The organism is Microbacterium sp. Z6_144, from assembly GCF_057197625.1.
This window is the reverse complement of sequence record NZ_JBXVPT010000002.1, coordinates 26,808-50,564: the sequence shown is the minus strand read 5'-3', so window position 1 is coordinate 50,564 and position 23,757 is coordinate 26,808. Positions and strand designations below refer to the sequence as shown.

Here is a 23,757-nt window from a genome sequence, read left to right as displayed (position 1 = left end):
GGTATTACTTCGCTCCATTCCGGGCTGGTCCGCCGCTGGCGGCCGGCCCGTCACCGTCGGCGTACTCGCCCACCAGGCGCACGGCACCGCCGTCCACGCCCTTCGCGCCCTGCTCGAAATCACCCTCGGGCCGCGCGTCGTCGCGGACCACGCCCACCTGCCAGGTCGCGATGCCGTCGGCGGCGAGCGCAGCGGCGGCCGCATCCGCGGATTCCGGCGAGACGACGGCGAGGAATCCGATGCCCAGGTTCCACGTGGCTTCCGTGTCGGCCAGGGAGAGGTCGCCGAGGTCGGCCAGCACGCGGAAGACGGGGGGCGGCGACCACGTCGAGCGGTCGAGCTCGACCCATGCGCCGCGGGGCAGAACACGCGCGAGGTTGGCGGGGATGCCGCCGCCGGTGACGTGGCTGAGCGCGTGCACCCCGGTGGTGCCGGCGAGGAGGCGCAGAAGAGGGGAGGCGTACAGGCGAGTCGGCTCGAGGAGCACCTCGCCCCAGGTCGCGCCGAAGTCGGCGGCGGGATCGCCGTAGCCGATGCCGCGGCCGGCCACGATGTGGCGCACCAGCGAGAAGCCGTTGGCGTGCAGGCCGCTGGAGGCCAGGGCCAGGACGACGTCGCCCGGGCGGACCCGCTCGGCACTGAGGACCTTGTCGGCCTCGACCACGCCGGTCGCCGCTCCCGCGACGTCGTAGTCGTTCGCGCCGAGGAGGCCGGGGTGCTCGGCGGTCTCCCCGCCCACGAGCGCGGTGCCGGTTTCGGAGCATCCGCGGGCGATCCCCGACACGATCGAGGCGATGCGCTCGGGAACGACTTTGCCGCAGGCGATGTAGTCGGTGAGGAACAGCGGCTTGGCCCCGACGACGACGATGTCGTCCACGACCATGCCCACGAGGTCGAGGCCGATCGTGTCGTGCTTGTCGATCGCCTGCGCGATGGCGACCTTGGTGCCCACGCCGTCGGTGCTCGTTGCCAGGAGCGGCTTCGTGTACGAGCGGAGCACTGTCGCGTCGAAGAGTCCCGCGAAGCCGCCGACGCCGCCGAGGACCTCCGGACCGTGGGTGCGGCGCACCGCCGCCTTCATCAGTTCGACCGCACGGTCACCCGCAGCCGTATCGACGCCGGCAGCGGTGTAGGGGTTGTGGGAGGCCACGGGATCAGCCTACCGGCGCACCCGACGGCATCGGCGCGCTCCCCCCACGAGAAACGACGAAGCGGATGAAACACGACGCGGCGCGTCGTGTTTCGACCGGAACGTGGTTTCTCGCGGCCGCAAGAGGGGAGGAGCAGCGGGGGCCGGGGCTCCTAAGATGGGCGGCATGCGGGACGGCAGCGGTCCGGAGTGGGTGATCCGCGAGGACGCGGGCCAGCCCGTGCTGCTCGCGCTCTTCCTCCGCCAGGCCATCGGCATCCGCTCCCCCGACGAGTTGCCGCAGCTGCGCGGAGCGCCCCCGCGGGTCGCGCCCGACCGGCCCGACGACGTGCAGGCCCTGCTGGAACGGCAGTGGCGCGCGTACTGGGCCATGACCGTCGAGCCGCAGGCTCACCCCTCCCCCGAACCGCTCGACCTCGTGGACGGATTCGACACGCTCCTCGCCCTGCCCGAGTCCGCCGGCGCACTCCGCGACGCGATCCAGCCGCACTCCGGGGCGGCACTGGCCTACGCGCGCGAGGCGCACGACCGCTATCGCGCCGACTCCTCCGCCAAGCCGGGGGTGTCCTATCGCGCCTACGCCAGCGCGATCGCCGAGCACGAGCGGCAGGTGGGCCGCCGCGCGCACTCCTTCGAACTGAACGTGCAGGTGCTTCCGCTTGCTCAGCGCGGTGTCTGGTGGATCGGTTCCCTGACGGTGGCGGTGACCGACGGGCTCCGCGGCGACGTCGCGGCCTTCGATGCGGCCATCCACCCGATCATCGCCGAGTTGGCCTGACGCGGGCCTCAGTCGGGGAGGCGCACCGACTCGTGGTCGACGCGCACGTCGCGCGACCGTCGACCCACGACCCGGTCGAGCACCAGGGCCAGAGCGCCGCCGAGCGCGACCCCGATGGGCACGCAGATGAGCGCGACGAATCCGAACACCTGCATGGTCGAATACCGGACGCCGGAGTTCATGCTCGCCTGCGTGGTGCCGTCGAAGGTCAGCGTGAGCACCGCTGCGACCAGAACGCCGAGCACGGCCCCGAGGAGGAGGAACACGCCGTACTTGGGCGATCGCCGCACTCGCACCGTCACGACCTCGTCCCGGACGGACGGCGCGTGCTGCGGATCGGACATGCCCCCATTCTCGCACCCGGGGCTGGGCGCCCACTGCGTATCGGGCCGCGGATGACGCGGCGTCAGGGGCGCAGCGGGAGGAGTGCCGACAGATCGGCGCGCGTGCCCGACGCGGCGATGCGCCCCGCGCCCGCCGCATCGCCCCACGACTGCCGGCCGGTAGCCAGCGCGATCCAGGTGGCGGGGTCGGTCTCGACGACGTTGGGGGGCGTCCCGCGGGTGTGCCGGGGACCCTCGATCACCTGGACGGCCCCGAACGGCGGGACGCGCACCTCGACGGTCTGCCCGGGCGCCTTCTCCGCCAGGAGCTGCAGGAGATACCGGACCGCGGTGGCCAGATCGGCGCGCGGGGGCTTGGCCCCGCCCGCATCGGCGGCGGCCACGGCGGCGAGGGCGGCGCGGCCCTCGGCGGTGTCGATCCTTCGCGGCATGCTCCCACGGTACGCCGGGCGGCCGGACGTGCGTCGGTAGGCTGAGCCCGTGCGAATCCTCGTCCTCGGCTCCGGTGCCCGCGAGCACGCCCTCATCCTCGCCCTCCGCGCCGAGGATGCCCGCCACGCGATCTTCGCCGCCCCCGGTAACGCCGGCATCGCCTCCGAGGCCCACGTCGTGGCGGTCGACCCGGTGGACCCGGTTGCGGTCACCGAGTTCGCCGGCACCGAGCAGATCGATCTCGTCGTGATCGGTCCGGAAGCGCCCCTGGTCGCGGGTGTGGCCGATGCACTGCGGACGCGCGGCATCCCGGTCTTCGGCCCCGGCAAGGCCGCCGCACAGCTGGAGGGGTCCAAGGCGTTCGCCAAACGGGTGATGGATGCCGCGGGGGTTCCGACCGGTCGCGCCATCCGCGCGCAGAGTGCCGCGGAGGTCGCCGCCGCCCTGGACGAACTCGGCACGCCGCACGTCGTGAAGGCCGACGGACTCGCCGCGGGGAAGGGCGTGCTCGTGACCGACGATCGCGCGGCCGCCCTCGCGCACGCGGAGCTCTACCTCCCGGATGCCCCGGTGCTGGTGGAGGAGTTCCTCGCCGGCCCGGAGGTGTCGCTGTTCTTCCTCAGCGACGGCGACACGGTGCTCCCGCTCAGCCCGGCGCAGGACTACAAGCGCCTGCGCGACGGCGACGTCGGCCCGAACACGGGCGGGATGGGCGCGTACTCGCCCCTTCCGTGGCTGTCCGAACGCTTCGGCGGCGAAACGGAGTTCGTCGACCTCGTCACCCGCGAGGTCGCCGAGCCCATCATCCGTCAGCTGGATGCCGAGGGCACGCCGTTCATCGGACTGCTCTATGCGGGCCTCATCCTCACCGACTCGGGCGTGAAGGTCATCGAGTTCAACGCACGCTTCGGCGACCCCGAGACGCAAGTGGTGCTGCCCCGCCTCGTCGACCCCCTCTCCGAGCTCCTGCTGGCCGCCGCATCCGGCGCTCTCGAAGGGCGCGCCCGTCCGGCCTTCGCCGAGGCGACCGCGGTGACCGTCGTCCTGGCGAGCGAGGGCTACCCCGAGGCGCCGGTGACCGGGCGCCCCCTGCGGGGGCTCGACGCGGCCGCCGAGGTCGAGGGGGTGCACCTCGCCCACGCCGCCACGCGCCGGGACGGGAAGCGGTTCGTCGCCACCGGCGGACGCGTGCTCAACGTCGTGGCGCTGGGCTCCACCTTCCGCGAAGCACGCACGCGGGCGTACGACGCGATCGGCCGCATCGGCCTCGAGGGCGGCCAGTACCGCACCGACATCGCCGAGCGGGTCGTCGAAGGCTGACCCGTCCCCGTCACCCAGGGGACGGTGGATCGCCCGACGGGCCGTGCTCATGCCGCCGACGCGGAGCCGGCAGCACTCCCTCCTCGTTCGGCTTCTCCACCTCGAGGCCGTAGTAGCGCCCGATCCGGTCGCGGAACTGGCCCGCTCCGCGCACGGTGCGCGCGGGGGTTGCGGTCGCGGCGGGCGGCCATAATGGGGCGGGTGACCCACACCCTCGAGCTGCCCGGCTGGCGCCACGTCTACTCCGGCAAGGTACGCGACCTGTACGTGCCCGTCGGCACCTCCGAGGGCTCCCGCCCCACCCGCATGCTCGTGGTGGCCAGCGACCGGGTGAGCGCGTTCGACCACGTCCTGTCCCCCGGCATCCCCGGCAAGGGCACGATCCTCACGACCCTCAGCCTGTGGTGGTTCGACCGTCTGGCCGGCGGGGACGGCGGCCGCCGCATCCCCAACCACCTCATTCCCGATCACGTGCTGGTGGGAGACGCGGCTCTGGAGCTGATCCCGGAGGAGGTCACCGGACGGGCAATGGTCGTCGCGGCGTTGGACATGCAGCCGATCGAGTGCGTCGTCCGCGGATACCTCACCGGCTCGGGGTGGGCCGAGTACCGCGAGAGCGGCACCGTGTGCGGCACCCCCCTGCCCGCCGGGCTGAACGACGGCGACCGGCTTCCCGAGCCGCTGTACACGCCGGCCTACAAGGCACCGCTCGGCGAGCACGACGAGAACATCTCGTACGAGCGCAGCGTCGAGCTGGTCGGGGCCGAGACCGCCGCCGAGGTGCGCGACCTGTCACTGGAGATCTACCGTCGGGCCGCGGCGACGGCGGAGAAGCGCGGGCTCATCCTCGCCGACACCAAGTTCGAGTTCGGCCGCAACGCCGCCGGCACGCTCGTGCTGGCCGACGAGGTGCTCACCCCCGACTCCTCCCGGTACTGGGATGCCGCGGCCTGGCGCACGGGCAACACCCCGGACGAGCGGATGGCGAGCTTCGACAAGCAGATCGTCCGCGACTGGCTGGCGGCGAACTGGGATCGGCAGGGCGAGCCGCCGGCCCTCCCCGAGGAGATCGTGGCGCGCACGCAGGCGCGCTACGCCGAGCTCCTCCAGCGCCTCACCGGCGCCTGAGCGCGCCGCCTGCCCCGCGACTGAACGGCTTCGCGCCCGGCGCACGGGTTATGGACGCCGTCAGGCCGTGCACTCGGTGGGAACTCGTGCAGGCGATGGCCGGGGGCGCCGTAACCACGCGGTAACGCGGCGTGTCGCTACAGTGACGGAGGCGATACGAGGAGGACCCATGGCGCTGTGGAAACTGCACGGAAACGGCCGCACCGTCGAACCGGGCGCGGTCGTCCGGCCCGATGAGCGGCTGAACTGGCCCGCGACGATCGCGGTGGGCGTCCAGCACGTCGTCGCCATGTTCGGCGCGACGTTCCTCGTCCCGGTTCTGACCGGCTTCCCCGTGTCCACGACGCTGTTCTTCTCCGGCGTGGGAACGCTGCTGTTCCTCCTCGTCACCCGCAACAAGCTGCCCAGCTATCTCGGTTCGTCCTTCGCGTTCATCGCCCCGGTGACCGCTGCCACCGCATCCGCCGGGATGGGGTCGGCCCTCGCGGGCATCGTGGCCGTCGGCATCCTGCTCACCCTCGTCGGACTCGTCGTGCAGTTCGCCGGTCTCGGATGGATCGACAAGCTCATGCCCCCGGTGGTCGCGGGAGCGATCGTGGCGCTGATCGGTTTCAACCTCGCCCCCGTGGCGTGGGGCAGCTACCAGCAGCAGCCGTTGCCTGCCACCATCACGCTGGCCGCGGTCATCCTCTTCAGCGTCCTCTTCCGTGGATTCCTCGGCCGCATCTCGATCGTGCTGGGCGTGCTCGTCGGCTACCTCGCCACGGTGCTCCTGCAGCTCGCGACCGGCGAGCAGCTCATCGACTTCGCGCCGGTGGCGGATGCGGCGTGGATCGGCTTGCCCGAATTCCAGCTCGCCGACTTCGCCTCCCCCGGCACGTGGAGCGTCATCGCGATGTTCCTGCCCGTCGTCCTCGTCCTCATCGCCGAGAACGTCGGACACGTGCGCGGGGTCGCGACGATGACCGACCCGTCGGTCAACCGCTCCACGGGCCGCGCGCTGATCGCCGACGGCGCCGCGACGACGCTCGCCGGCGCCTTCGGCGGATCGGGCACGACCACCTACGGCGAGAACATCGGCGTCATGGCCGCCACTCGCGTGTACTCCACGGCCGCGTACTGGGTCGCCGGCACCGCGGCGATCGTCCTCAGCCTGTCACCGAAGATCGGCGCGGTGTTCAACACCATCCCGCCGGGGGTCCTCGGCGGGGTCACCACCGCGCTCTACGGCCTGATCGGGATCATCGGCATCAAGATCTGGGTCGACAACCGCGTGGACTTCTCCCGCCCGGTCAACCAGTACACCGCGGCGGTGTCGCTCGTGATCGCGATCGCCGGGTTCACGATGGTGTGGGGCGACTTCGAGCTCGGCGCGATCGTGATCGGCGCCGCAGCCGCGCTCCTCATCTACCACCTCGGCAACCTCGTCGCGCGGCTGCGCAAGACCGGCGCCGACGACGGCGGGCCCATCCCGTCGGTCGGCCCCTTAGGTGGCGACCCGCTCGGCGACGGCCCGCGGTAGCCACCGGCCGCTCGCCGTGGTAGCCCCCGGCCGCTCGCCGCGGTAGCCCCCGGCCGCGCGCCGCGGTAGCCCCGGCCGCTCGCCGCGGAACGAGGACTTCTCGCGGATCGAGGAGGGATGCGGCGCATCCGGCCCTCGATCCGCGAGATCCCCTCGATTTCCGCGGCGGTTGGCGCGGGAATCGACGCCGAGCGGGCGACTGGGCGGAGTCGGTCGGCTCCGTCCCCTCACCTCCCCCCGACCATGTCTCACTTTCCGCAGAAAACAGACCCAAAAACTGCGGAAAGTGAGACATGAAGGGCGCGAAGCGAAGGGACGCGCCTAGGCGGAGTCGCGGACGACCAGCTCGGTGGGGAGGATCGTCGAGTGCGGGGCATCCCGGCCGGCCAGAAGATCCAGCAGGACGTCGGCCATGCCGGCGCCCTGAGCGCGCGACGGCTGGCGGATCGTCGTCAGGGCAGGGGTCACGGATGTGGCGACGGGCGAGTCGTCGAAGCCCATGAGAGCGAGGTCGCCCGGCACGGAGACACCCCGCTCCCGCAGCACGGCCAGCGCGCCGCGCGCCATGAGATCGCTCGCAACGAACAGCGCGTCGATCTCCACACCGGCGTCGAGGATGCGGCGCATCGCCGCCGCGGCGCCCTCCTCGGAGAAGTCGCCGTCCTCGACGGCCACGAGATCGAGCCCTGCCTCCTGGACGGCATCACGGAAGCCCTCGAGCCGGTCGGTGGCGGAGGTCATGGTCGGCGGCCCGGAGATGGTGCCCACCCGCCGATGACCGCGGGATGCCAGGTACCGCCCGGCTTCACGCCCGCCGGCGACGTTGTCGATGTCGACGAAGTAGTGAGAGTCGCCGATGTGCGGCGGCCGCCCGCCGTACACGACGGGCAGGTCGGCGGCGATGCGATCGACGAAGGTGTCGCTGGTGTGGTGGGAGGCGATGATGACGCCGTCCACGCTCCCGCCGCGCAGGTACGTGGTCGCCTTGTCGTGGGGGTCGTTGCTGGCGATGATCAGGTTGAGCACGTACTCCGACCGGGAGATGCGCTCGTGCACGCCCGCCACGACGGCGGCGAAGAACGGGTCGCCGAAGAACCGGTCGGTGTCCTCGGGGATGACAAAGGCGAGGGCGTGCGTCTGCCGGCGAGCGAGCGAGCGCGCGGCCCGGTTGGGCACGTAGTTGAGGTCGGCGATCGCGTGGCGCACCGCTTCCAGCGCGGCGGGCGAGACGGCGGTGGAGCCGTTCACCACGCGCGACACCGTGGACCGGGAGACACCGGCGCGCGCAGCGACCTCTTCGATCGTGACCGTCCCCCGAGCGGTGTTGATGCTCATGCCTCTCCTCGCCGAGCGGGACCGCTACGCGTCGGCGGGTACGTCCAGCGCGCGATCGGCGATGATGCGACTGTAGCGAAGCCCGGAGTCCTTCACCGACCGCTCCTGGCTCTGGTAATCCACGTGCACGATGCCGAACCGCTTCGAGTAGCCCCATGCCCACTCGAAGTTGTCCAGGAGCGACCAGTAGAAGTAGCCGCGCACGTCGGCGCCGGCCTCGATCGCATCCAGGATGGCGCCGAGGTGAACCTCGACGAACGTCGTGCGCTCGGCGTCGTGCACCTGCACGTGACCGTCGACGACCTCGGGCTCGTCGTCATAGGCGGCACCGTTCTCGGTGACGACCAGCGCGATGCCGCGCTCGCCGGTGTACTCGTCGTGCACGCGACGCAGCAGGCGCGTGAGGCCCTCGGGCTGCACCTCCCAGTTCATGTCCGTCCGTGCAAGTCCGCGGTCGTGCCAGAAGATGTTCTCCGACGAGGGGAACGGCGACTGCGTCCGGCGCTCGGTCGGCGCGTCTCCGCCGCCGGGCTCCTGGGCGGGAGCCTCCCCGCCGACGAACTCGCCGTGGTAGTAGTTCACGCCCAGCGTGTCCACGGGCGCGGCGATCGTCTCCAGGTCGCCGGGCAGCACCGCGGCTTCGAGCGCCTCGACGGCCGCCGCATCCACCCGGCGGAAGTCCTCGAGGATGTCTGCGGGGTACGAACCGCGGAACACGGGGTCGAGGAACCAGCGATTGAACTGCCCGTCGATACGACGCGCCGCATCGGCATCGGCCGGGGCGGCCGGGTCGACGGCGTCGGCGACGGTGAGGTTCAGCGTGATGCCGAGATTGAGGGATGCGTCGCGGGCGCGCAGCTCGCGGATCGTCTGGCCGTGGCCCAGCAGCAGGTGGTGCGCGGCCAGCATCCCCTCGCCGGCCGAATAGTGGCCGGGGGCGTGGACGCCCGCGGTGTAGCTGAGGAAGGAGGAGCACCACGGCTCGTTGAGGGTGGCCCAGTCCTGGACACGATCGCCGAGCGCGTCGTGCATATCGAGGGCGTACTCGGTGAAACGCTCGCTGGTCTCTCGCGCCGTCCAGCCGCCGCGCTCCTGCAGGGCCTGCGGCAGGTCCCAGTGGTACAGCGTCAGCCACGGGCGGATGCCGGCGTCCAGCAGTTCGTCCACCAGCCGGCTGTAGAAGTCGACGCCGGCCTGATTGAGTGCTCCGCCGTCCGGGCGCACCCGCGACCATGACGTGGAGAAGCGATAGGTCTGGAGGCCGAGTTCCTTCATGAGCGCGACATCCTGCGGATACCGGTGGTAGTGGTCGCAGGCGACATCGCCGGTGTCCCCGTGCAGCACGGCGCCCGGAACGCGGCAGAACGCGTCCCAGATGGAGGGCCGACGACCGTCTTCGTCTGCCGCTCCCTCGATCTGGAAGGCCGCCGTCGCCGCACCGAAACGGAAGCTCGGCGGGAAGGAGCGCGGAACCCGCCGTTCCACGAAGTCGGTGGTGCTCATGACGCCGGGTCCTCTCATCGGAACAGCGCGACTTGGGATCGCTCCCATACTCTAACGGGCAGGCCCCGCGCGACGTCAGCCCCCAAACGGGCGCGGCCCGTAGGATGGAAGGGCCTGCTTCCCCGCGATTTCTGGAGCTCGAATGCCCACCATCGTCGTCGACGTCATGCCCAAGGCCGAGCTGCTGGATCCCCAGGGCAAAGCCGTGTCGGGGGCGCTCGCGCGTCTCGGCGTGACGGATTTCTCCGCTGTCCGCATCGGCAAGCGCTTCGAGCTGACCGTCGAGGGCGAGGTCGACGAGAATGTCCTCGCCACCGCCCGCCGCATCGCCGATGACATCCTCTCCAACTCCGTGATCGAGGATGTCGTCGGCATCGAGGTCGTCGAATGACCGCGCGCATCGGGGTCATCACCTTCCCCGGGTCGCTGGATGACCGGGACGCGCAGCGCGCGGTCGCCAGAGCCGGCGCGGAACCCGTCGCCCTGTGGCATGGCGACCACGACCTGCGAGGCGTCGACGCCCTCATCCTCCCCGGTGGCTTCAGCTACGGCGACTACCTGCGCGCCGGCGCGATCGCGGCGCGGGCACCGATCATGTCGGAGGTGAAGGATGCGGCGGCCAAGGGCATGCCCGTGCTGGGTATCTGCAACGGGTTCCAGATGCTCGTGGAGGCGCACCTGCTCCCCGGCGGCCTCATCCGCAACGCCCACCAGCAGTTCATCCGTCGCGACCAGCGGCTCCGCGTCGAGAACGCGTCCACGGCATGGACGAGCGACTTCACCGAGGGCGAGGAGATCGTCATCCCGCTGAAGAACGCCGACGGGGGCTACATCGCCGACGCTGAGACGCTCAAGCGGGTCCAGGGCGAGGGGTTGGTCGCGTTCCGCTACCTCGGCGTGAACCCGAACGGCTCGATCGACGACATCGCCGGCCTCACCAACGAGCGCGGCAACGTCGTCGGCCTCATGCCGCATCCCGAGCACGCGGTGGAGGCCGGGTTCGGTCCGGGCACGCCCGCGGCGATGCGCTCGGGGACCGACGGGCTGGGGTTCTTCACGTCGGCGGTCTCCGCCGTGGTGGCCGCCGCGGTCTGATCCACCTGTGGCCGCTCCGGTCCTGCCGGGCGGGGCACTGCCGCGGCCGCGCACTACGGTGAGAGGGTGACTCCCGAGAACACGCTCGTCGTCTCCGTGCCCTCCGACCAGCTGGCCGCCGACATCCAGCCCCTGCCCGACGGGGTGGATCTCGTCATCTGGGATCTGAAGTCGCCCGCACCGCGCGAGCGGTTCGACGTCGTGGTGCCGCCGTACATGGGGGTCGGGAAGCTCTTCGAGAGGCTCAGCGCCGTGGAGGTCGGCCTCGTCCAGAGCCAGTCGATCGGCTACGACGGCGTGGAGGACGTCCTGCCGGAGGGGCTGCGGTTCGCCAACGCCTCCTCGGTGCACGAGACGTCCACCGCCGAGCTCGCCGTGGCTCTCGCGCTGGCAGCGCAGCGGGGCATCCCGGGCTTCGTCCGTGCGCAGGATGAGGGGAAGTGGTCGCCCGTCTTCGCCGAGAGCCTCGCCGACCGGCGCGTGACGCTCCTCGGGTACGGCGGAGTCGGAAAGGCGATCGCGGCGCGCCTGGCCGGTTTCGAGGTGCAGCTGCGCGCGGTGGCCAGCCGTGCACGGGAGGAGGACGGCATCGACGTCGCCGCCCTCGACGATCTCCCTGCGGTTCTCGCCGACACCGAGATCCTGATCGCGTCGCTCCCCGGCGGCGAGGCGACCACGCACCTCCTCGACGACGCCGCGCTGTCGGCGCTGCCGGACGGCGCGTTGATCGTGAACGTGGGCCGCGGTCCGCTCATCGACACCGAGGCGCTCATGGATCACCTCCGGCGGGGGCGCCTTCGCGTGGCCCTCGACGTCACCGACCCGGAGCCGCTTCCCGACGACCACCCGCTGTGGACTCTCCCGGGCGTGCTCATCGCGCCGCACGTCGGTGGAACCAGCAGTGCCATGCGCCCCCGCATCGCGCGCCTGATCCGCACGCAGATCGAGCGCCTCAGCGCGGGAGAGCCTCCGCTGAACGTCGTGCTGGGCGGCTGACCCGCGTCATCCGGTTCAAAATTCAGGAGAATCGTCACGTTCGATGCCTGCCGGGGCACGGGGATCGGCGTGTCTCCTGAATTTTGAACGCTGAGGGATCATCGCCCCTCGGCGCGGGCCGCGTACGTGTCGGCCACCGACGCGACATCGTTCACGTAGGCCTCGAGGTTGTTGTAGCTGAAGATCGCGCGGCGCCAGCCGTCGACGGTCGTCATCTCCCCCGCCGCGCACAGGTAGCGCGCAGCGGTGAGGGCCGCGTCGTCGATCTGGTCGGGGTCGGCAGCACCGTCACCATCGGCATCCGCGCCCCAGCGCTCCCACGTGTCGGGGATGAACTGCAGGGGGCCGACAGCCCGGTCCCACTCGGTGTCGTCGTCCCACCGCCCGCCGTCGGTGTCGTCGATGCGGGCGCTGCGGGTTCCATCCAGCGGGATGCCCCGGATCGCGGGCCGCGAGTAACCGTCGTCGCCCAGCGTGGCGCCGTCGTGACTGCCGTGACGGGACTCGATCGAGCCGATTCCCGCGAGGGTGTTCCATCCGATGCCGCACGCCGGCTGCTCCCGGCCGATGAGAAGCGCCGCGGTCGCGTAGGCCTGCAGCGCGCGCGGAGTGATGCCGGTGGCCTCGGCGACGCGGGTCGTCCACGTCGGGTCGGCGCGAAGCGCCGCCTGTGCCGGGTCTGCGACGGGCGCCGCTGCGACCTCGGGCGCGGGGACGGGGGGTTCGCTGCTCGAGATGGTCGCCGATTGCGCGATGAGAGCCACCGTCCCGCCGATGGCCACGGCTACCGCCACCGCGGCGACCAGCGGGCGCCACCACCGCGTAGTCGTGCGCTTCTTGCCTCTGGCCATGTCCGCCCTCCGGCGCGAGACGCTACGTCCGCCGGATGAAGAAATGCCGTGCGTACGCCGACGAGCCCGTGTCAACCCGGCCGATCCTGATCGTCGCCGGACCACAGGTCATCGCACTCCACTGCTGCGGCTCCGTGGCGCGCCAGATAGGCGCCGGCACCGACGTCGCCCGACAGTTCCGCGCGCAGCGATTCCCAGTGCTCGGCGCCCACGAGCACCGGATGCCCGGGGAGACCGCGGTAGGTGGCGCGGATGAGGGTGCCGCGGGGGCTCGGGGCGGCAGCGAGAACCCGCGCCACCGCCGCCGCCGGCAGTCCGGGGGTGTCCACGGGCACGATCATCGCCGCATCCGCACCGGCCGCCGCATCCAGTCCCGCACGAAGCGACCGCGAGAGGCCGCCCGCCCAGTCCCGCGCGATGACGGTACGGGCGCCGGCGGGCACCAGGCCGGCCGCCCGCTCGGCTTCGGCCCCGAGGACGACCAGGATCTCGCCGCACCCTCCCCCGCGGAGCGCATCCACGGCGCGGACCACCCACGGCACGCCGTCGTGGCCGCCGACCAGCGCCTTGGGCCGGCCGTACCTCGTTCCCGCGCCCGCGGCCAGGACGATCCCGGCGACGCGGGGCGGCGCGGGGTCGGTCACCGCGCCAGCGTATCCGGCGGGGACTCGGAGCCGTAGCGTCCGCGAAACATCACGGGTCTACCGTGTGGCCATGCTCGAGCTGGCCGATGCCCTGCTGCCGCTGCTGCGCGGCGGGGAGCCGGTGGCGGTCGTCACCGTGACGCGGGTTGCTCGGAGCGCCCCCCGTGGCCCGGGTGCGGCGATGGCGGTCCGCCGCGACGGATCGGTCATCGGATCGATCTCGGGCGGATGCGTCGAGGGCGACGCCGTCCTCCTGGCAACACAGGTGCTGGCGACCGGGCGTGCCGTGACCGCGACCCTCGGCTTCAGTGACGACGCCGCCCACGCTGCCGGCCTCGCGTGCGGCGGCAGCGTGGATGTCGTCGTGCACCGCATCGATCCATCGGATGCGGTGGCCCTCGCCGCGTTGGAAACGCCCCGTGATCGTCCGGCCCGGGTCGGCATCGTCCTCTCCGGCGCCGAGACGGGTCGCCTCATCCGTTCCGATCCCCCGCCGCGGGACGGTGCGCTCCCTGCGGCGACGGGCGGCGGCGACGTCTTCGTCCTGGAGCGCGAGCCGCGGTCGCGCCTCGTCATCGTCGGGGCCGGCGAGCACGCCATGGCGCTGGCCCGTGTCGCATCGGCGGCCGGGTACCTCGTCGGCGTGTGCGACGTGTGGGAGCGCCTCGTGACGCGGGAACGCTTCCCCACCGCCGACGATCTGGTCGTCGGCTCACCGCACGAACACCTCGGCGACCTCGTCGGGGCGGACCCGTCGGCCGCGGCGGTGTGCGTGCTCAGCCACGATGAGCGGGTCGACGTCCCCACGCTCGCCGAGGCGCTGCGCCGAGGCGTCGGGTTCGTCGGGGCGATGGGCGCGCGCGGGACGGTGGCACATCGAGGCGCCCTCCTCGCGGCCGACGGTGTCGCGGCGGCCGACATCGCCCGCATCCACGCGCCCCTGGGCCTGGATCTGGGCGGCTCATCGCCGGAGGCCACCGCCCTGTCGGTGCTCGCCGAGATCGTCGCCGCACGCCACGGCGGCACGGGGCTGGCTCTCCGCGACCTCGCCGGTCCGCTGCACCGTCGGCTACCCGCCGCGTGCGCCGCGCCCCTTCCGGTCGCCTGACTCCCCACCCCGCCTCCGTTCCCGCCCGGCCACGTGCGCAAAACTCAGGAGACACGCCGCGCGCGGAGGCCGCCGGGGCCGGAAACGGCCGGAATCTCCTGAGTTTTGAACGCCGCCGCCCGCCCCACGCCGCCGCCCGCCCGACGCCGCCGCCCGCCCGACGCCGCCGCCCGCCCGACCACTCGCCCGCGGCCGGGCGCCGCGAAACCAGCGCGCAACACGGCGTCGCTATGCTCGCAACATTGCGGGTCCTATCAACCATGACCGACCTTCCGCAGGTCGGCAGGCGGTTCAGGGCGGGGACTGCGGCGACACCTTTCGTCACAGCACCCTGAAGGAGCACCATGTCCGTCACCGTCGACAAGTCCCAGGTCGGTCTCACCGACCGCCAGTACCACATCGGCATCGCCCCGGGTGAGGTGTCGTCGGTCGCACTGCTGCCGGGCGACCCTTTCCGCGTTCCCTTCGTCGCCGAGTTCCTCACCGACGTGATGGAGGTCGCTCACAACCGCGAGCACCGCACCATGACGGGCTGGTACAAGGGCAGGCACATCACCGCCACCTCCACGGGCATGGGATGCCCCTCCACTGCGATCGCGGTGGAGGAACTCGCCCGGGTCGGCGTCACGAGCGTCATCCGCGTCGGGAGCTCCGCGGGCCTCCAGCCCGGCATCGCGCCCGGCGACCTTCTCGTCAGCGAGGGCAGCTTCCGCAACGACGGCACGACCGATGCCTACGTGCCGAAGGGCTTCCCCGCCGTTCCCGACCTCGGCCTGACCCTCGCGCTGTCCCGTCACGCCGAGCGCTTGGCCGCGGCATCCGGAACCACCGCGCACACCGGGATCAGTGCGAGCGACGACGCGTTCTACGCGGAGACGCCCGAGTGGATCGCGCAGCTGAGCGGCATGGGCATCCTCAACGTCGAGATGGAGGCCTCCGCGATGTACGTCGTCGCGCGGCTGCGCGGCATGCGGGCGGGCATGATCTGCGCCTGCTCGAGCAACCTCGTCGACGGGGCGTCGCTGTACTCCGAGAAGAACGCGGCACTGAAAGACGGCTGGATGCGGTCGATCGAGGCCGCGCTGGAGACCGCGGTCGAGCTGGAGTTGTGATGGGGCGCACGATCATCGAGGGCGGCCACGTCGCGACGGTGGATGCGGCGGGCACCGAGTACGGCGGCGGGCACGTGGTGCTGGAGGGCAATCGCATCGTGGCCATCGGGCCGGGCGCCGCCCCCGCGCCCTGGCGCGCGGACGCCGAGGTGATCGATGCGACCGGGTGCCTGATCACGCCGGGCCTCATCAACACCCACCACCACCTCTACCAGTGGCTCACGCGCGGCTACGCGCAGGACAGCATCCTGTTCGACTGGCTCACGGCGCTGTACCCGCTGTGGGCACGGGTCGACGCCGGGCTCGTCGGCACCGCCGCCGCCGGCGCGATGGCCGTGCTCGCCCGGTCGGGCTGCACGACCGTCGGCGACCACCACTACGTGTTCCCGCAGGGCTCGGGCGACATCGTCGGCGGCATCGTCGAAGCCGCGGGGCGGATCGGCGTACGCCTGCACGCGACCCGCGGGTCGATGGACCTGGGAGCATCCCAGGGCGGGCTGCCGCCCGACTTCGCCGTGGAGACGACGGATGCAGCGCTGCGGGCCTCGCAGGAGGCGGTCGAGCGCTACTCCGACGCCTCCTTCGATGCGATGGTGCGCGTGGCCGTCGCGCCATGCTCACCGTTCTCGGTCACCGGGGATCTGCTGCGAGAGGCCGCCTCGCTGGCGCGGTCGCTGGGGGTCCGGCTGCACACGCACGCCTCCGAGACCGTGGAGGAGGACGCGTACTGCCTGGAGAAGTTCGGGCGCACCCCGACGCAGTACCTGGACGATCTCGGGTGGCTGGGCGAGGACGTGTGGATGGCGCACGCCGTGCAGCTGGATGAGCCGGCCATCGCCCGGTACGCGGCCACCGGCACCGGAGTGGCGCACTGCCCGTCGTCCAACGCGCGGCTGGCCGCCGGAATCGCGCCGGTGCGCGACATGCTGCGAGCGGGTGTGCACGTGGGGCTCGGGGTCGACGGCGCCGCGTCGCAGGAGTCCGGGCAGCTCGGTACGGAGATCCGGCAGGCGGTGCTGATGAATCGCCTCCGCACGGGATCGGACTCGTTCTCCGTGCGCGACGGCCTGCGGATCGCGACCATGGGCGGCGCGCAGGTGCTGGGGCGCGCGGAGGAGATCGGCTCGCTCGAACCGGGGAAGCTCGCCGACGTGGCGGTGTGGCGCATCGACGGGGTGGAGCACGCCGGCATCCTCGATCCCGTCGCCGCGCTCGGGCTGGGCGCGATGCCGCCGGTGGAGCGGCTGTTCGTGAACGGACGGGTCGTGGTCGAGTCGGGAAGCCTCGTCACCGCGGAGGAGCCGATGATCGCCGCGGAGGTGGCCGCCGCATCCCGCGAGCTCGCCGAGCGCCTCTGAGCGCGGCGGGGTACTCACTCGGCGATGCGAGTGCACGGCCTCCCGCCGAGTGCACGGCGTGTGTGCGTCGGGAGGTCGTGCACTCGGCACGAGGTCGTGCACTCGGGTTGATGGATCAGGGTGCGGAATCGACGACCGTGACCGTGACGGCGGTGTAGGTCTCGACGGTGCCCGCCGGGATGGGGCCGAGGTCGGCGGGGGTGAGGGTGCGTTCCCCGATGAACTGCCCGGTCTCGGGATCGACGATGATCTCGGGCACGCTGACATCGCCGTCGAGGCTGAACGCGGTGCCCGTCCGCCCATTGAGGGTCGCGCTGCCGTCGGTGATGCGGATTCCGGGAAGAAGGGCGAGGGCGCGGTACAGAGTCGCGCGCTCTGCGGCCGTCATGGTTCCTTCGCGAAGGAGTTCAGCGGCGAAGCCCAGTGCTCCGGCGTCGGTGCCGTCGCCGCCGGAGCGCTCGCGCAGGAACGCCAGAGCTCCCTCCGCGTCCGACGGCATCCGCGCGGCTTCCCGCTCGCCGCCCAGCTCTGCAGCGTGCACGAAGTCACCGTCGGGGTCGCGGGTGATCGTCACGATCCCGTGCTCCAGGGCCGCCGCCCAGCTCAGCGCCGCAGCGGCACGGGAGGCGTCTCCGTAGAACTCCGTGGCGGGTTGCGCGGTACGTCGCTGCACCCATTCCTCTCCCGGAGCGGAGGGGATGAACACTTCCGTCACGCTCGGTGACAGGTAGGCGCTGTAGTCGCCGGTGGCATCCATCTCATAGGCGAGGTAGGCCGCCTCCGTCGTGATCTTCACGTACTGGCCGGGTGCGACGACGGGGTCGGACGCGGTGATCGACGTATGTGCCGCGCCGCGCAGCGCGTCCGATGCCTGAGCCCGCTCCGGATTCGGGCTCAGCACGACGACTCCGATGACCAGCGCGGCGGTGAGCGGGACGGCGACGAGACCCGCGAGAACCGACCGGCGGGGTCGCCGCCCCGCCGGGTGAGGGGAGCGCTGGAGGGCCGACTCGTCGACCTGCTCGGCAAGAAGCCGGCGCAGGGCAGTGGTCTGGTCTGATCCGAGGGAAGTCATCGGTACTCACTCATTTCTGTCAGAGGTGCGGCGTCGCTGCGCACGCGTGCGGCGAGCGCCTTCTTGGCGCGGTGCAGGCGCGACTTGACGGTTCCGATCGGAAGGCCGAGGGCATCCGCGGCTTGGGCTTCGCTCAGTCCCTCGATGATGCAGAGGGTGATGATGACGCGGTGCTGCTCCGACACCTGGCGCAACGCCGCGACGGCGGCTCCCTCATCCAGGAGCTCGTCCGGGCTGAGGGAGGCCTCCATGCGGGGTACCCGCTCGAGGAGATCCCGATATCGGCGAGCCGAACGCGCGACATTCCGTGCGGCGTACGACGCGGTCACCAGGAGCCAGGGAAGGAGCGAGTCATCCACGAAGCGCACGCTGGCGCGCTTCCGCCACGCCTCGAGGAACGCGATCGCCACGACGTCCTGGGCATCGGTGGTCGTCGGGACGAGGGCGAGGCTGTGCCGGTAGACGCGATGCTGATGCCGGTCGAAGATCCGCGCGAACGCTTCCCCGTCTCCCGCGCGCGCGGCGGCCCACTCTTCGGCGTCGCTGGACGGGATGCTCATACCTGAAGTGTCCGGCACCGCGCCAAAGGTTCCCCGCTGCACGATCCGATTGCCGGCGCAATCATCCTCCACACGATTGTGGGATGCGAGTGCACGGCCTCTCGCCGAATGCACGGACAGTTCGCGCCGGAACGTCGTGCACTCGGCAGGAGGTCGTGCACTGGGCGGCATCGCGTCACGCGGGATGTTGATGCGGGAAACATCCGGGTAATCCGCGGGTGCTTGACTGACGCGACCCGGGCCGCGGATGCGCCGGGATCGCGCCGGGGAGGGGGAGCGTGGACATCCACACCGTCACGAGTTTCCGCCGCGCCCGCACCCGCGCCGACCTGGCGCTCGAGCCCGGCGAGGTGTTCCTGGGCGGCGGCACCTGGCTCATGAGCGAGCCGCAACCCGAGACGACCGGTTTCGTCGACCTCACGACCCTGGGGTGGCCCGACCTCGAGGTGTCCGACCAGGGGCTCCGGATCGCGGCGACGTGCACGATCGCGCGCCTCGTCGCGTGGGCGCGCACCGAGGCGCCTGCGGGCTGGCGCGCCGCCGCAGCCGTCCCGCATGCCGCCGACGCCCTCCTCGCGAGCTTCAAGATCTGGAACACCGCCACCGTCGGCGGCAACGTCGCCCGGTCGTTCGCGGCAGGGGCGATGGTCGCCCTGGCCTCGGGGCTGGACGGGATCGCCGAGATCTGGACACCGGGCGGGGAGCGCCGCATCCCGGTCGCCGACCTCGTCACCGGCAACGGCACCAACAGCCTCGCCGCGGGCGAGGTGATCCGCGCGATCGCACTCCCCGCCGCCGCCCTGGCCTCCCGGCTGGTCCTCCGGAAGATCGCCCTCGCCGAGTACGGTCGCTCCGGTGCCGTCGTGACCGGCCGGGTGGATGCCGACGGCTCGGCGGTGTTCGGGATCACCGCGGCCACCGAGCGCCCCACCGTGCTGCGCTTCGCCGGGCTGCCGGATGTCCCGACGCTCCGGGCGGCCGTCGAGGCCGCATCCGGCTACTACAGCGACCCGCTCGGATCGGCCGACTGGCGCCGTGGCGTCAGCGCCGTGCTGGCCGAGCGCGTGCGCACAGAGCTGGCGGCGGCATGAGATTCGACGTCAACGGCGAACCCGTCGAGGCAGACCCGCGCGCCGGCCAGTGCCTGCGGACACTCCTCCGCGAACACGGGCACACCGAGGTGAAGAAGGGATGCGACGCCGGCGACTGCGGCGCCTGCGCGGTGCTGCTCGACGGCGAGCCGGTGCACTCGTGCCTCATCCCCGCGCAGCGCATGGACGGCCGCGCCGTGACGACGGCGGTGGGCCTCGCACCCGGCGACGCACTGCACCCCGTGCAGGAGGCGCTGGCGACGGGTTTCGGGTTCCAGTGCGGATTCTGCACTCCCGGCATGGCGGTGACGGCGTCGACGCTGTGTGCGGAGGACCTGCCGGACCTTGACCGTACGATGCGCGGCAGCCTGTGCCGCTGCACGGGGTACCGCCCGATCCGCGAGGCGATCACGGCCTCGGTCCTGGGTCCCGTGCGCGCGACCGGCGCGGCCGTAGCCGCCAGTCCGGATGCTGGGCGGGACGAATCGCCCGACCCGCAGGGCGTCGGACGCTCCGTCGCCCCGCCGGCCGCGCGCCGGATCGTGCAAGGACTCGAGCCCTTCACCTTCGACGGGCCGATCCCGGACGGCGCCCTGACCCTCCGCGTGCTCGGATCGCCGCACGCCCACGCCCGGATCGTCTCGATCGACACCACCGAGGCCCGGAGCATCCCGGGGGTGGTGGCGATCTTCACCCACGAGGATGCGCCGGCCACGCGCTACTCCACCGCCCGCCATCACCACCGCACCGACGACCCCGACGACACCCGCATGCTCGACGACGTCGTGCGCTTCCGCGGCCAGCGTGTCGCCGCCGTCATCGCCGAGACGGCCGGTGCCGCCGAAGCGGCGTGCCGCGCCATCCAGGTCGAGTACGCCGTGCTGCCCGCCGTGTTCGATCCGGAGGAGGCCCGCGGCCCCGGCGCCCCGCTGCTGCATCCCGACCGGACGCCGGATGACCGCGTGCACGAGGCATGCCGCAACGTCGTCGCCGCGATGCACGACGAAAGCGGCGGGGATGCGGCGGCCGCTCTCGCGGCGAGCCCGGTGACCGTCAGCGGCACCTGGCGGACGAGCCGCGTCTCCCACGCCCAGCTGGAAACCCACGGGGCACTGGGATGGCTCGACTCCGACGGCCGGCTGGTGATCCGCTCGAGCACCCAGGTGCCGTTCCTCACCCGCGACGAGCTGGCCCGCATCCTCGACCTCGACCCCGACCGCATCCGCGTGCACACCGCCCGCGTCGGCGGCGGCTTCGGCGGAAAGCAGGAGATCTTCGCCGAAGACCTCGTCGCCCTCGCGGTACTGCGCACGGGGCGGCCGGTCGCGTACGAGTTCTCCCGCACCGAGGAGTTCACCCGCACCTCCTTCCGCCATCCCATGCGCGTCTCCGTGTCGCTCGGGGCGACGGAGGACGGACGCCTCACCGCCATGACCGTCGATGTCCTCAGCGACACCGGCGCGTACGGCAACCATGCGATCGGCGTGATGTTCCACGGGGTGGCGGAGTCCACGATCGTGTACCGCGCGCCGGTGCGCCGCATCGACGCGGAGGCCGTCTACACGAACAACCCGCCCTCCGGTGCGTTCCGCGGCTACGGCCTGGGGCAGGTGATGCTCGGCGTGGAGTCGGCGATGGACCTCCTCGCCGAGAAGCTCGGCATCGACCCGTTCGAGCTGCGCCGGCGCAACGTCCTGCGGGAGGGCGATCCGATGCATCCCGACGAGGATAAGTACGAGGAAGACCTCGTGTGGGGCAGCTACGGTCTCGACCAGTGCATCGATCTCGCCGAGGCGGCCCTCCGCCGCGGCAACGGCGTCGAGCCGCCGGCGGGTGCGAACTGGCGCGTCGGCGAGGGGATGGCCGTCGCGATGATCGCGACGATCGCCCCACGCGGGCACGTCTCGCACACCTCGGCGACGCTCCGCGCCGACGGCACCTTCCTCCTCCGCGCCGGCACGGCCGAGTTCGGCAACGGCACGACCACCGTGCTCCGGCAGATCGCCGCATCCGACCTGTCCGCGTCCTTCGATCGCATCGCCCTCCGCTCCGCCGACACCGATGCCGTTCGGCATGACACCGGCGCGTTCGCGTCGACCGGCGTGACGGTGGCGGGTAAGGCCCTGCACGCGGCCTGCCTGGCGCTGCGCGAGCGGATGCTGCAGCTCGCCGTGACGCTCACCGACGGCGGCGCGGGCGACCCGGAGCTCACGGCAGAGGGTGTGCGGGTGGGTGAGCGGCTGGTGCGGTTCGACGAGATCGTCGCGGCCGCAGCCCCCGCGGAGCGCGACGATGACGGACTGGTCGCCGAGGGCGCCGAATACGGCGACCAGCGTTCGGTCGCGTTCAACGTGCACGCCGTGCGGGTCGCCGTCGACGTCGAGACCGGGACGGTGCGCGTGCTGCAATCGGTGCAGGCCGCCGACGCCGGGTTCCTCATGAACCCCGCGCAGGTGCGCGGCCAGGTCGAGGGCGGCGCCGCGCAGGGCCTGGGCAGTGCGCTGTATGAAGAGGTGTTCGTCGAGGACGGACGCGTGCTCAACCCGATGTTCCGGCAGTACCGCGTGCCGCAGTTCGCCGACATCCCCGAGACCGAGGTGTATTTCGCCGAGACCTCCGACCGGGTCGGACCGTTCGGGGCCAAGTCGATGAGCGAGTCCCCGTACAACCCGGTCGCCCCCGCGGTGGGTAACGCGATCGCGCGGGCGCTCGGCGTCCGTGGCTACGAACAGCCCTTCTCCCGGGATCGCGTGTGGCGCCTGGCCGCCCCGCTTCGCGCCGACGGGAGCGAGGCGGTGGCGATGAGAGCTCCTGCCGGCCCGATAGGTTGAGAGCAACGCCGTCAGAAGGGGCATCCATGGATCTCGTCGCTCTCGGAGGGGTCGGACTCCTCGTTCTGATCGGGGTGGGCGTCGCCGTCGCCGCGCTCATCGTCATCCTCATCCTGATCCGCGCGTGGTATCGCGTCGCCCGCGCCGACGAGGCGCTCGTGATCGTCGGTAAGAAGCAGCGCACGACGCCCGGCGGCGAGTCCTCCCGCATCACCGTCATCACCGGCGGCGGCGCGATCGTGAACCCCCTCACCCAACGCGCCGAGATGATCTCGCTGCGCGCGCGCCAGATCAAGATGGAACCCGTCGCGCAGACGTCCAACGGCGTGACCGTCAACGTCAGCGGCGTCGCACTGGTGAAGATCGGCTCCGACCCCGACTCCGTCCGCCGGGCCGCCGAGCGGTTCGCGTCTCAGGATGCGGCGATCGAGCAGTTCACCACCGAGCAGCTCGAGGGCGCGCTCCGCGGAGTCGTTGCCACCCTGACCGTCGAAGAGCTCATGCGCGACCGGCAGCGGCTGTCGGACCAGATCGCCGACGGCATCAAGCAGGACCTGTCCAGTCAGGGCCTCATCCTGGATTCCTTCCAGATCCAGGGCATCACCGACTCCCACGGGTACGTCGGGGCGCTGGGCGCCACCGAGGTCGAGCGCGTCAAGCGTGACGCCGAGGTCGCGAAGATCAACGCCGACCGCGAGATCCGTCGCCGCCAGATCGCCACGGACGAGGCGAACCTCATCGAGCAGACCGCCCTGGACAAGAACACCGCCGCAGCCAAGGCCGAGGTCGGTCGGGCGAACGCGGAGGCCGAACAGGCCGAGGCTCTCGCCCGCGCCGAACGGCAGCAGGCCGTGCTCGTGCAGGAGGCCCAGAACACCCAGGCCCGACTCGAGTCCGAGGTCGGCCGCGTCGCCGACGCCGACCTGTACCAGCGCCAGCGCCGCGCCGACGCCGACGCCTACGCGAACGTCAAGGCCGCCGAGGCGCAGGCCGAGATCGCCCAGCAGGACGCCAGCGCCGTCCGCGTGCGCGCCGAAGCCGCTGCCGACGCGGAGCGGCTGCGCGGCGAGGCCCGCGCCGCGGCCATCAGCGCCGAGGCCGAGGCGCTCGCGCAAAACCAGGAGGCGCTCCTGGCCCAGCGCGCGCTGGAGGCTCTCGTGCCGCTCATGGCCGAGTTCGCCAAGGGCTACGACAAGGTCGGCTCCATCACGGTGCTCGGCGGCGAGGGCGCCAGCTCCCACCTCGCCACCGAATCGGCCACCGGACTGCGCGCATCGTTCGAGGCGGTGCGGGCGGCGACGGGCATCGACCTGACCGCGATCATCCAGGGCCGCGCCATGGGTGAGGGATTCGCCGCCGGCTCGCAGCCCGGCACGATCGCTGCAGCCGCCCCGGCCGCGGCCGCGGCTTCCGCCGACTGAGGCAGGCGACTGACGGCGGTCTGGCGCGTCCGCCGGCGGCGACTGACGCCGCATCCGCTGACGGCGGCTGACGCCGCGGAGCACCGCATCCGCTGACGCCGAC

22 protein-coding genes are annotated in these 23,757 nt (G+C 72.1%); 13 read left to right on the top strand and 9 right to left on the bottom strand.

All coding sequences use genetic code 11. The features are described 5' to 3' along the window. Nucleotides 1-4 precede the first annotated feature (4 nt). A complete protein-coding gene (purM, locus tag AC2DGY_RS12410) occupies nucleotides 5-1,150 on the bottom strand; it encodes a phosphoribosylformylglycinamidine cyclo-ligase (RefSeq protein WP_484510063.1) in 1,146 nt (381 codons plus the stop codon). 166 nt (nucleotides 1,151-1,316) lie between these two features. On the opposite strand from purM, the gene AC2DGY_RS12405 reads away from it, so the two are divergent. Next, on the top strand, nucleotides 1,317-1,928 hold the full coding sequence (locus AC2DGY_RS12405; RefSeq protein WP_484510062.1) for a zinc-binding alcohol dehydrogenase: 612 nt from the start codon (nucleotides 1,317-1,319) through the stop codon (nucleotides 1,926-1,928). A gap of 8 nt (nucleotides 1,929-1,936) precedes the next feature. On the opposite strand, the gene AC2DGY_RS12400 is transcribed toward AC2DGY_RS12405, so the two are convergent. Together AC2DGY_RS12400 and AC2DGY_RS12395 are read right to left on the bottom strand one after the other, a co-directional pair. Then, on the bottom strand, nucleotides 1,937-2,272 hold the full coding sequence (locus AC2DGY_RS12400; RefSeq protein ID WP_484510061.1) for a potassium transporter Trk: 336 nt from the start codon (nucleotides 2,270-2,272) through the stop codon (nucleotides 1,937-1,939). Nucleotides 2,273-2,334: 62 nt separating this feature from the next. After that, nucleotides 2,335-2,703, bottom strand: a complete 369-nt coding sequence (locus tag AC2DGY_RS12395; RefSeq protein WP_484510060.1) for a sterol carrier family protein — start codon at nucleotides 2,701-2,703, stop codon at nucleotides 2,335-2,337. Between the two features lie 49 nt (nucleotides 2,704-2,752). Here AC2DGY_RS12395 and purD point away from each other — a divergent pair, with 49 nt between their 5' ends. From purD to AC2DGY_RS12380, 3 genes are all read left to right on the top strand, one after another. Continuing rightward, entirely contained in the window at nucleotides 2,753-4,024 is a 1,272-nt protein-coding gene (gene purD / locus AC2DGY_RS12390) for a phosphoribosylamine--glycine ligase (protein WP_484510059.1), read from the top strand. A gap of 192 nt (nucleotides 4,025-4,216) precedes the next feature. After that, nucleotides 4,217-5,152, top strand: coding sequence for a phosphoribosylaminoimidazolesuccinocarboxamide synthase (locus AC2DGY_RS12385; RefSeq protein ID WP_484510058.1), 936 nt, complete (start codon nucleotides 4,217-4,219; stop codon nucleotides 5,150-5,152). Between the two features lie 169 nt (nucleotides 5,153-5,321). Then, nucleotides 5,322-6,674, top strand: coding sequence for a uracil-xanthine permease family protein (locus AC2DGY_RS12380; protein ID WP_484510057.1), 1,353 nt, complete (start codon nucleotides 5,322-5,324; stop codon nucleotides 6,672-6,674). Between the two features lie 321 nt (nucleotides 6,675-6,995). Here AC2DGY_RS12380 and AC2DGY_RS12375 read toward each other — a convergent pair whose 3' ends face one another. Both AC2DGY_RS12375 and AC2DGY_RS12370 read right to left on the bottom strand, forming a co-directional pair. Next, a complete protein-coding gene (locus tag AC2DGY_RS12375; protein WP_484510056.1) occupies nucleotides 6,996-8,009 on the bottom strand; it encodes a LacI family DNA-binding transcriptional regulator in 1,014 nt (337 codons plus the stop codon). Between the two features lie 24 nt (nucleotides 8,010-8,033). Next, nucleotides 8,034-9,512, bottom strand: a complete 1,479-nt coding sequence (locus AC2DGY_RS12370; protein ID WP_484510055.1) for a GH1 family beta-glucosidase — start codon at nucleotides 9,510-9,512, stop codon at nucleotides 8,034-8,036. Between the two features lie 142 nt (nucleotides 9,513-9,654). On the opposite strand from AC2DGY_RS12370, the gene purS reads away from it, so the two are divergent. The 3 genes from purS to AC2DGY_RS12355 all read left to right on the top strand — a co-directional run bounded on the left by purS (nucleotide 9,655) and on the right by AC2DGY_RS12355 (nucleotide 11,603). Further along, nucleotides 9,655-9,903 carry a phosphoribosylformylglycinamidine synthase subunit PurS gene (gene purS, locus AC2DGY_RS12365; RefSeq protein WP_484510054.1) on the top strand — a complete coding sequence of 83 codons (249 nt, stop codon included), beginning with the start codon at nucleotides 9,655-9,657 and terminating at the stop codon, nucleotides 9,901-9,903. Continuing rightward, on the top strand, nucleotides 9,900-10,607 hold the full coding sequence (purQ, locus tag AC2DGY_RS12360; RefSeq protein ID WP_484510053.1) for a phosphoribosylformylglycinamidine synthase subunit PurQ: 708 nt from the start codon (nucleotides 9,900-9,902) through the stop codon (nucleotides 10,605-10,607). The genes purS and purQ overlap by 4 nt, the downstream gene beginning before the upstream one ends. Nucleotides 10,608-10,673: 66 nt before the next feature. After that, a complete protein-coding gene (locus tag AC2DGY_RS12355) occupies nucleotides 10,674-11,603 on the top strand; it encodes a 2-hydroxyacid dehydrogenase (RefSeq protein WP_484510052.1) in 930 nt (309 codons plus the stop codon). Nucleotides 11,604-11,701: 98 nt separating this feature from the next. Here the strand turns inward: AC2DGY_RS12355 and AC2DGY_RS12350 are convergent, their stop codons facing one another. Next, nucleotides 11,702-12,454 (bottom strand): lytic murein transglycosylase, encoded by a 753-nt coding sequence (locus AC2DGY_RS12350; protein ID WP_484510051.1) that lies wholly within the window; start codon nucleotides 12,452-12,454, stop codon nucleotides 11,702-11,704. 71 nt (nucleotides 12,455-12,525) lie between these two features. Continuing rightward, a complete protein-coding gene (locus AC2DGY_RS12345) occupies nucleotides 12,526-13,098 on the bottom strand; it encodes a nucleotidyltransferase family protein (protein ID WP_484510050.1) in 573 nt (190 codons plus the stop codon). Between the two features lie 70 nt (nucleotides 13,099-13,168). Here AC2DGY_RS12345 and AC2DGY_RS12340 point away from each other — a divergent pair, with 70 nt between their 5' ends. The 3 genes from AC2DGY_RS12340 to AC2DGY_RS12330 all read left to right on the top strand — a co-directional run bounded on the left by AC2DGY_RS12340 (nucleotide 13,169) and on the right by AC2DGY_RS12330 (nucleotide 16,676). Further along, nucleotides 13,169-14,206 carry an XdhC family protein gene (locus tag AC2DGY_RS12340; protein WP_484510049.1) on the top strand — a complete coding sequence of 346 codons (1,038 nt, stop codon included), beginning with the start codon at nucleotides 13,169-13,171 and terminating at the stop codon, nucleotides 14,204-14,206. Nucleotides 14,207-14,550: 344 nt separating this feature from the next. Next, nucleotides 14,551-15,318, top strand: a complete 768-nt coding sequence (locus AC2DGY_RS12335; protein ID WP_484510048.1) for a nucleoside phosphorylase — start codon at nucleotides 14,551-14,553, stop codon at nucleotides 15,316-15,318. After that, on the top strand, nucleotides 15,318-16,676 hold the full coding sequence (locus tag AC2DGY_RS12330) for an 8-oxoguanine deaminase (RefSeq protein ID WP_484510047.1): 1,359 nt from the start codon (nucleotides 15,318-15,320) through the stop codon (nucleotides 16,674-16,676). Before AC2DGY_RS12335 ends, AC2DGY_RS12330 begins: the two co-directional genes overlap by 1 nt. Before the next feature lie 115 nt (nucleotides 16,677-16,791). On the opposite strand, the gene AC2DGY_RS12325 is transcribed toward AC2DGY_RS12330, so the two are convergent. Both AC2DGY_RS12325 and AC2DGY_RS12320 read right to left on the bottom strand, forming a co-directional pair. Beyond that, entirely contained in the window at nucleotides 16,792-17,751 is a 960-nt protein-coding gene (locus tag AC2DGY_RS12325) for a CU044_5270 family protein (protein WP_484510046.1), read from the bottom strand. Next, a complete protein-coding gene (locus tag AC2DGY_RS12320; protein ID WP_484510045.1) occupies nucleotides 17,748-18,311 on the bottom strand; it encodes an RNA polymerase sigma factor in 564 nt (187 codons plus the stop codon). The genes AC2DGY_RS12325 and AC2DGY_RS12320 overlap by 4 nt, the downstream gene beginning before the upstream one ends. Before the next feature lie 278 nt (nucleotides 18,312-18,589). Here AC2DGY_RS12320 and AC2DGY_RS12315 point away from each other — a divergent pair, with 278 nt between their 5' ends. The 3 genes from AC2DGY_RS12315 to AC2DGY_RS12305 are packed head-to-tail and all read left to right on the top strand — an operon-like array spanning nucleotide 18,590 to nucleotide 23,654. Then, nucleotides 18,590-19,402 carry an FAD binding domain-containing protein gene (locus AC2DGY_RS12315; protein WP_484510044.1) on the top strand — a complete coding sequence of 271 codons (813 nt, stop codon included), beginning with the start codon at nucleotides 18,590-18,592 and terminating at the stop codon, nucleotides 19,400-19,402. Continuing rightward, a complete protein-coding gene (locus AC2DGY_RS12310; protein ID WP_484510043.1) occupies nucleotides 19,399-22,233 on the top strand; it encodes a molybdopterin-dependent oxidoreductase in 2,835 nt (944 codons plus the stop codon). Before AC2DGY_RS12315 ends, AC2DGY_RS12310 begins: the two co-directional genes overlap by 4 nt. Before the next feature lie 26 nt (nucleotides 22,234-22,259). Continuing rightward, nucleotides 22,260-23,654 (top strand): SPFH domain-containing protein, encoded by a 1,395-nt coding sequence (locus AC2DGY_RS12305; protein ID WP_484510042.1) that lies wholly within the window; start codon nucleotides 22,260-22,262, stop codon nucleotides 23,652-23,654. The last annotated feature ends 103 nt before the right edge of the window (nucleotides 23,655-23,757 follow it).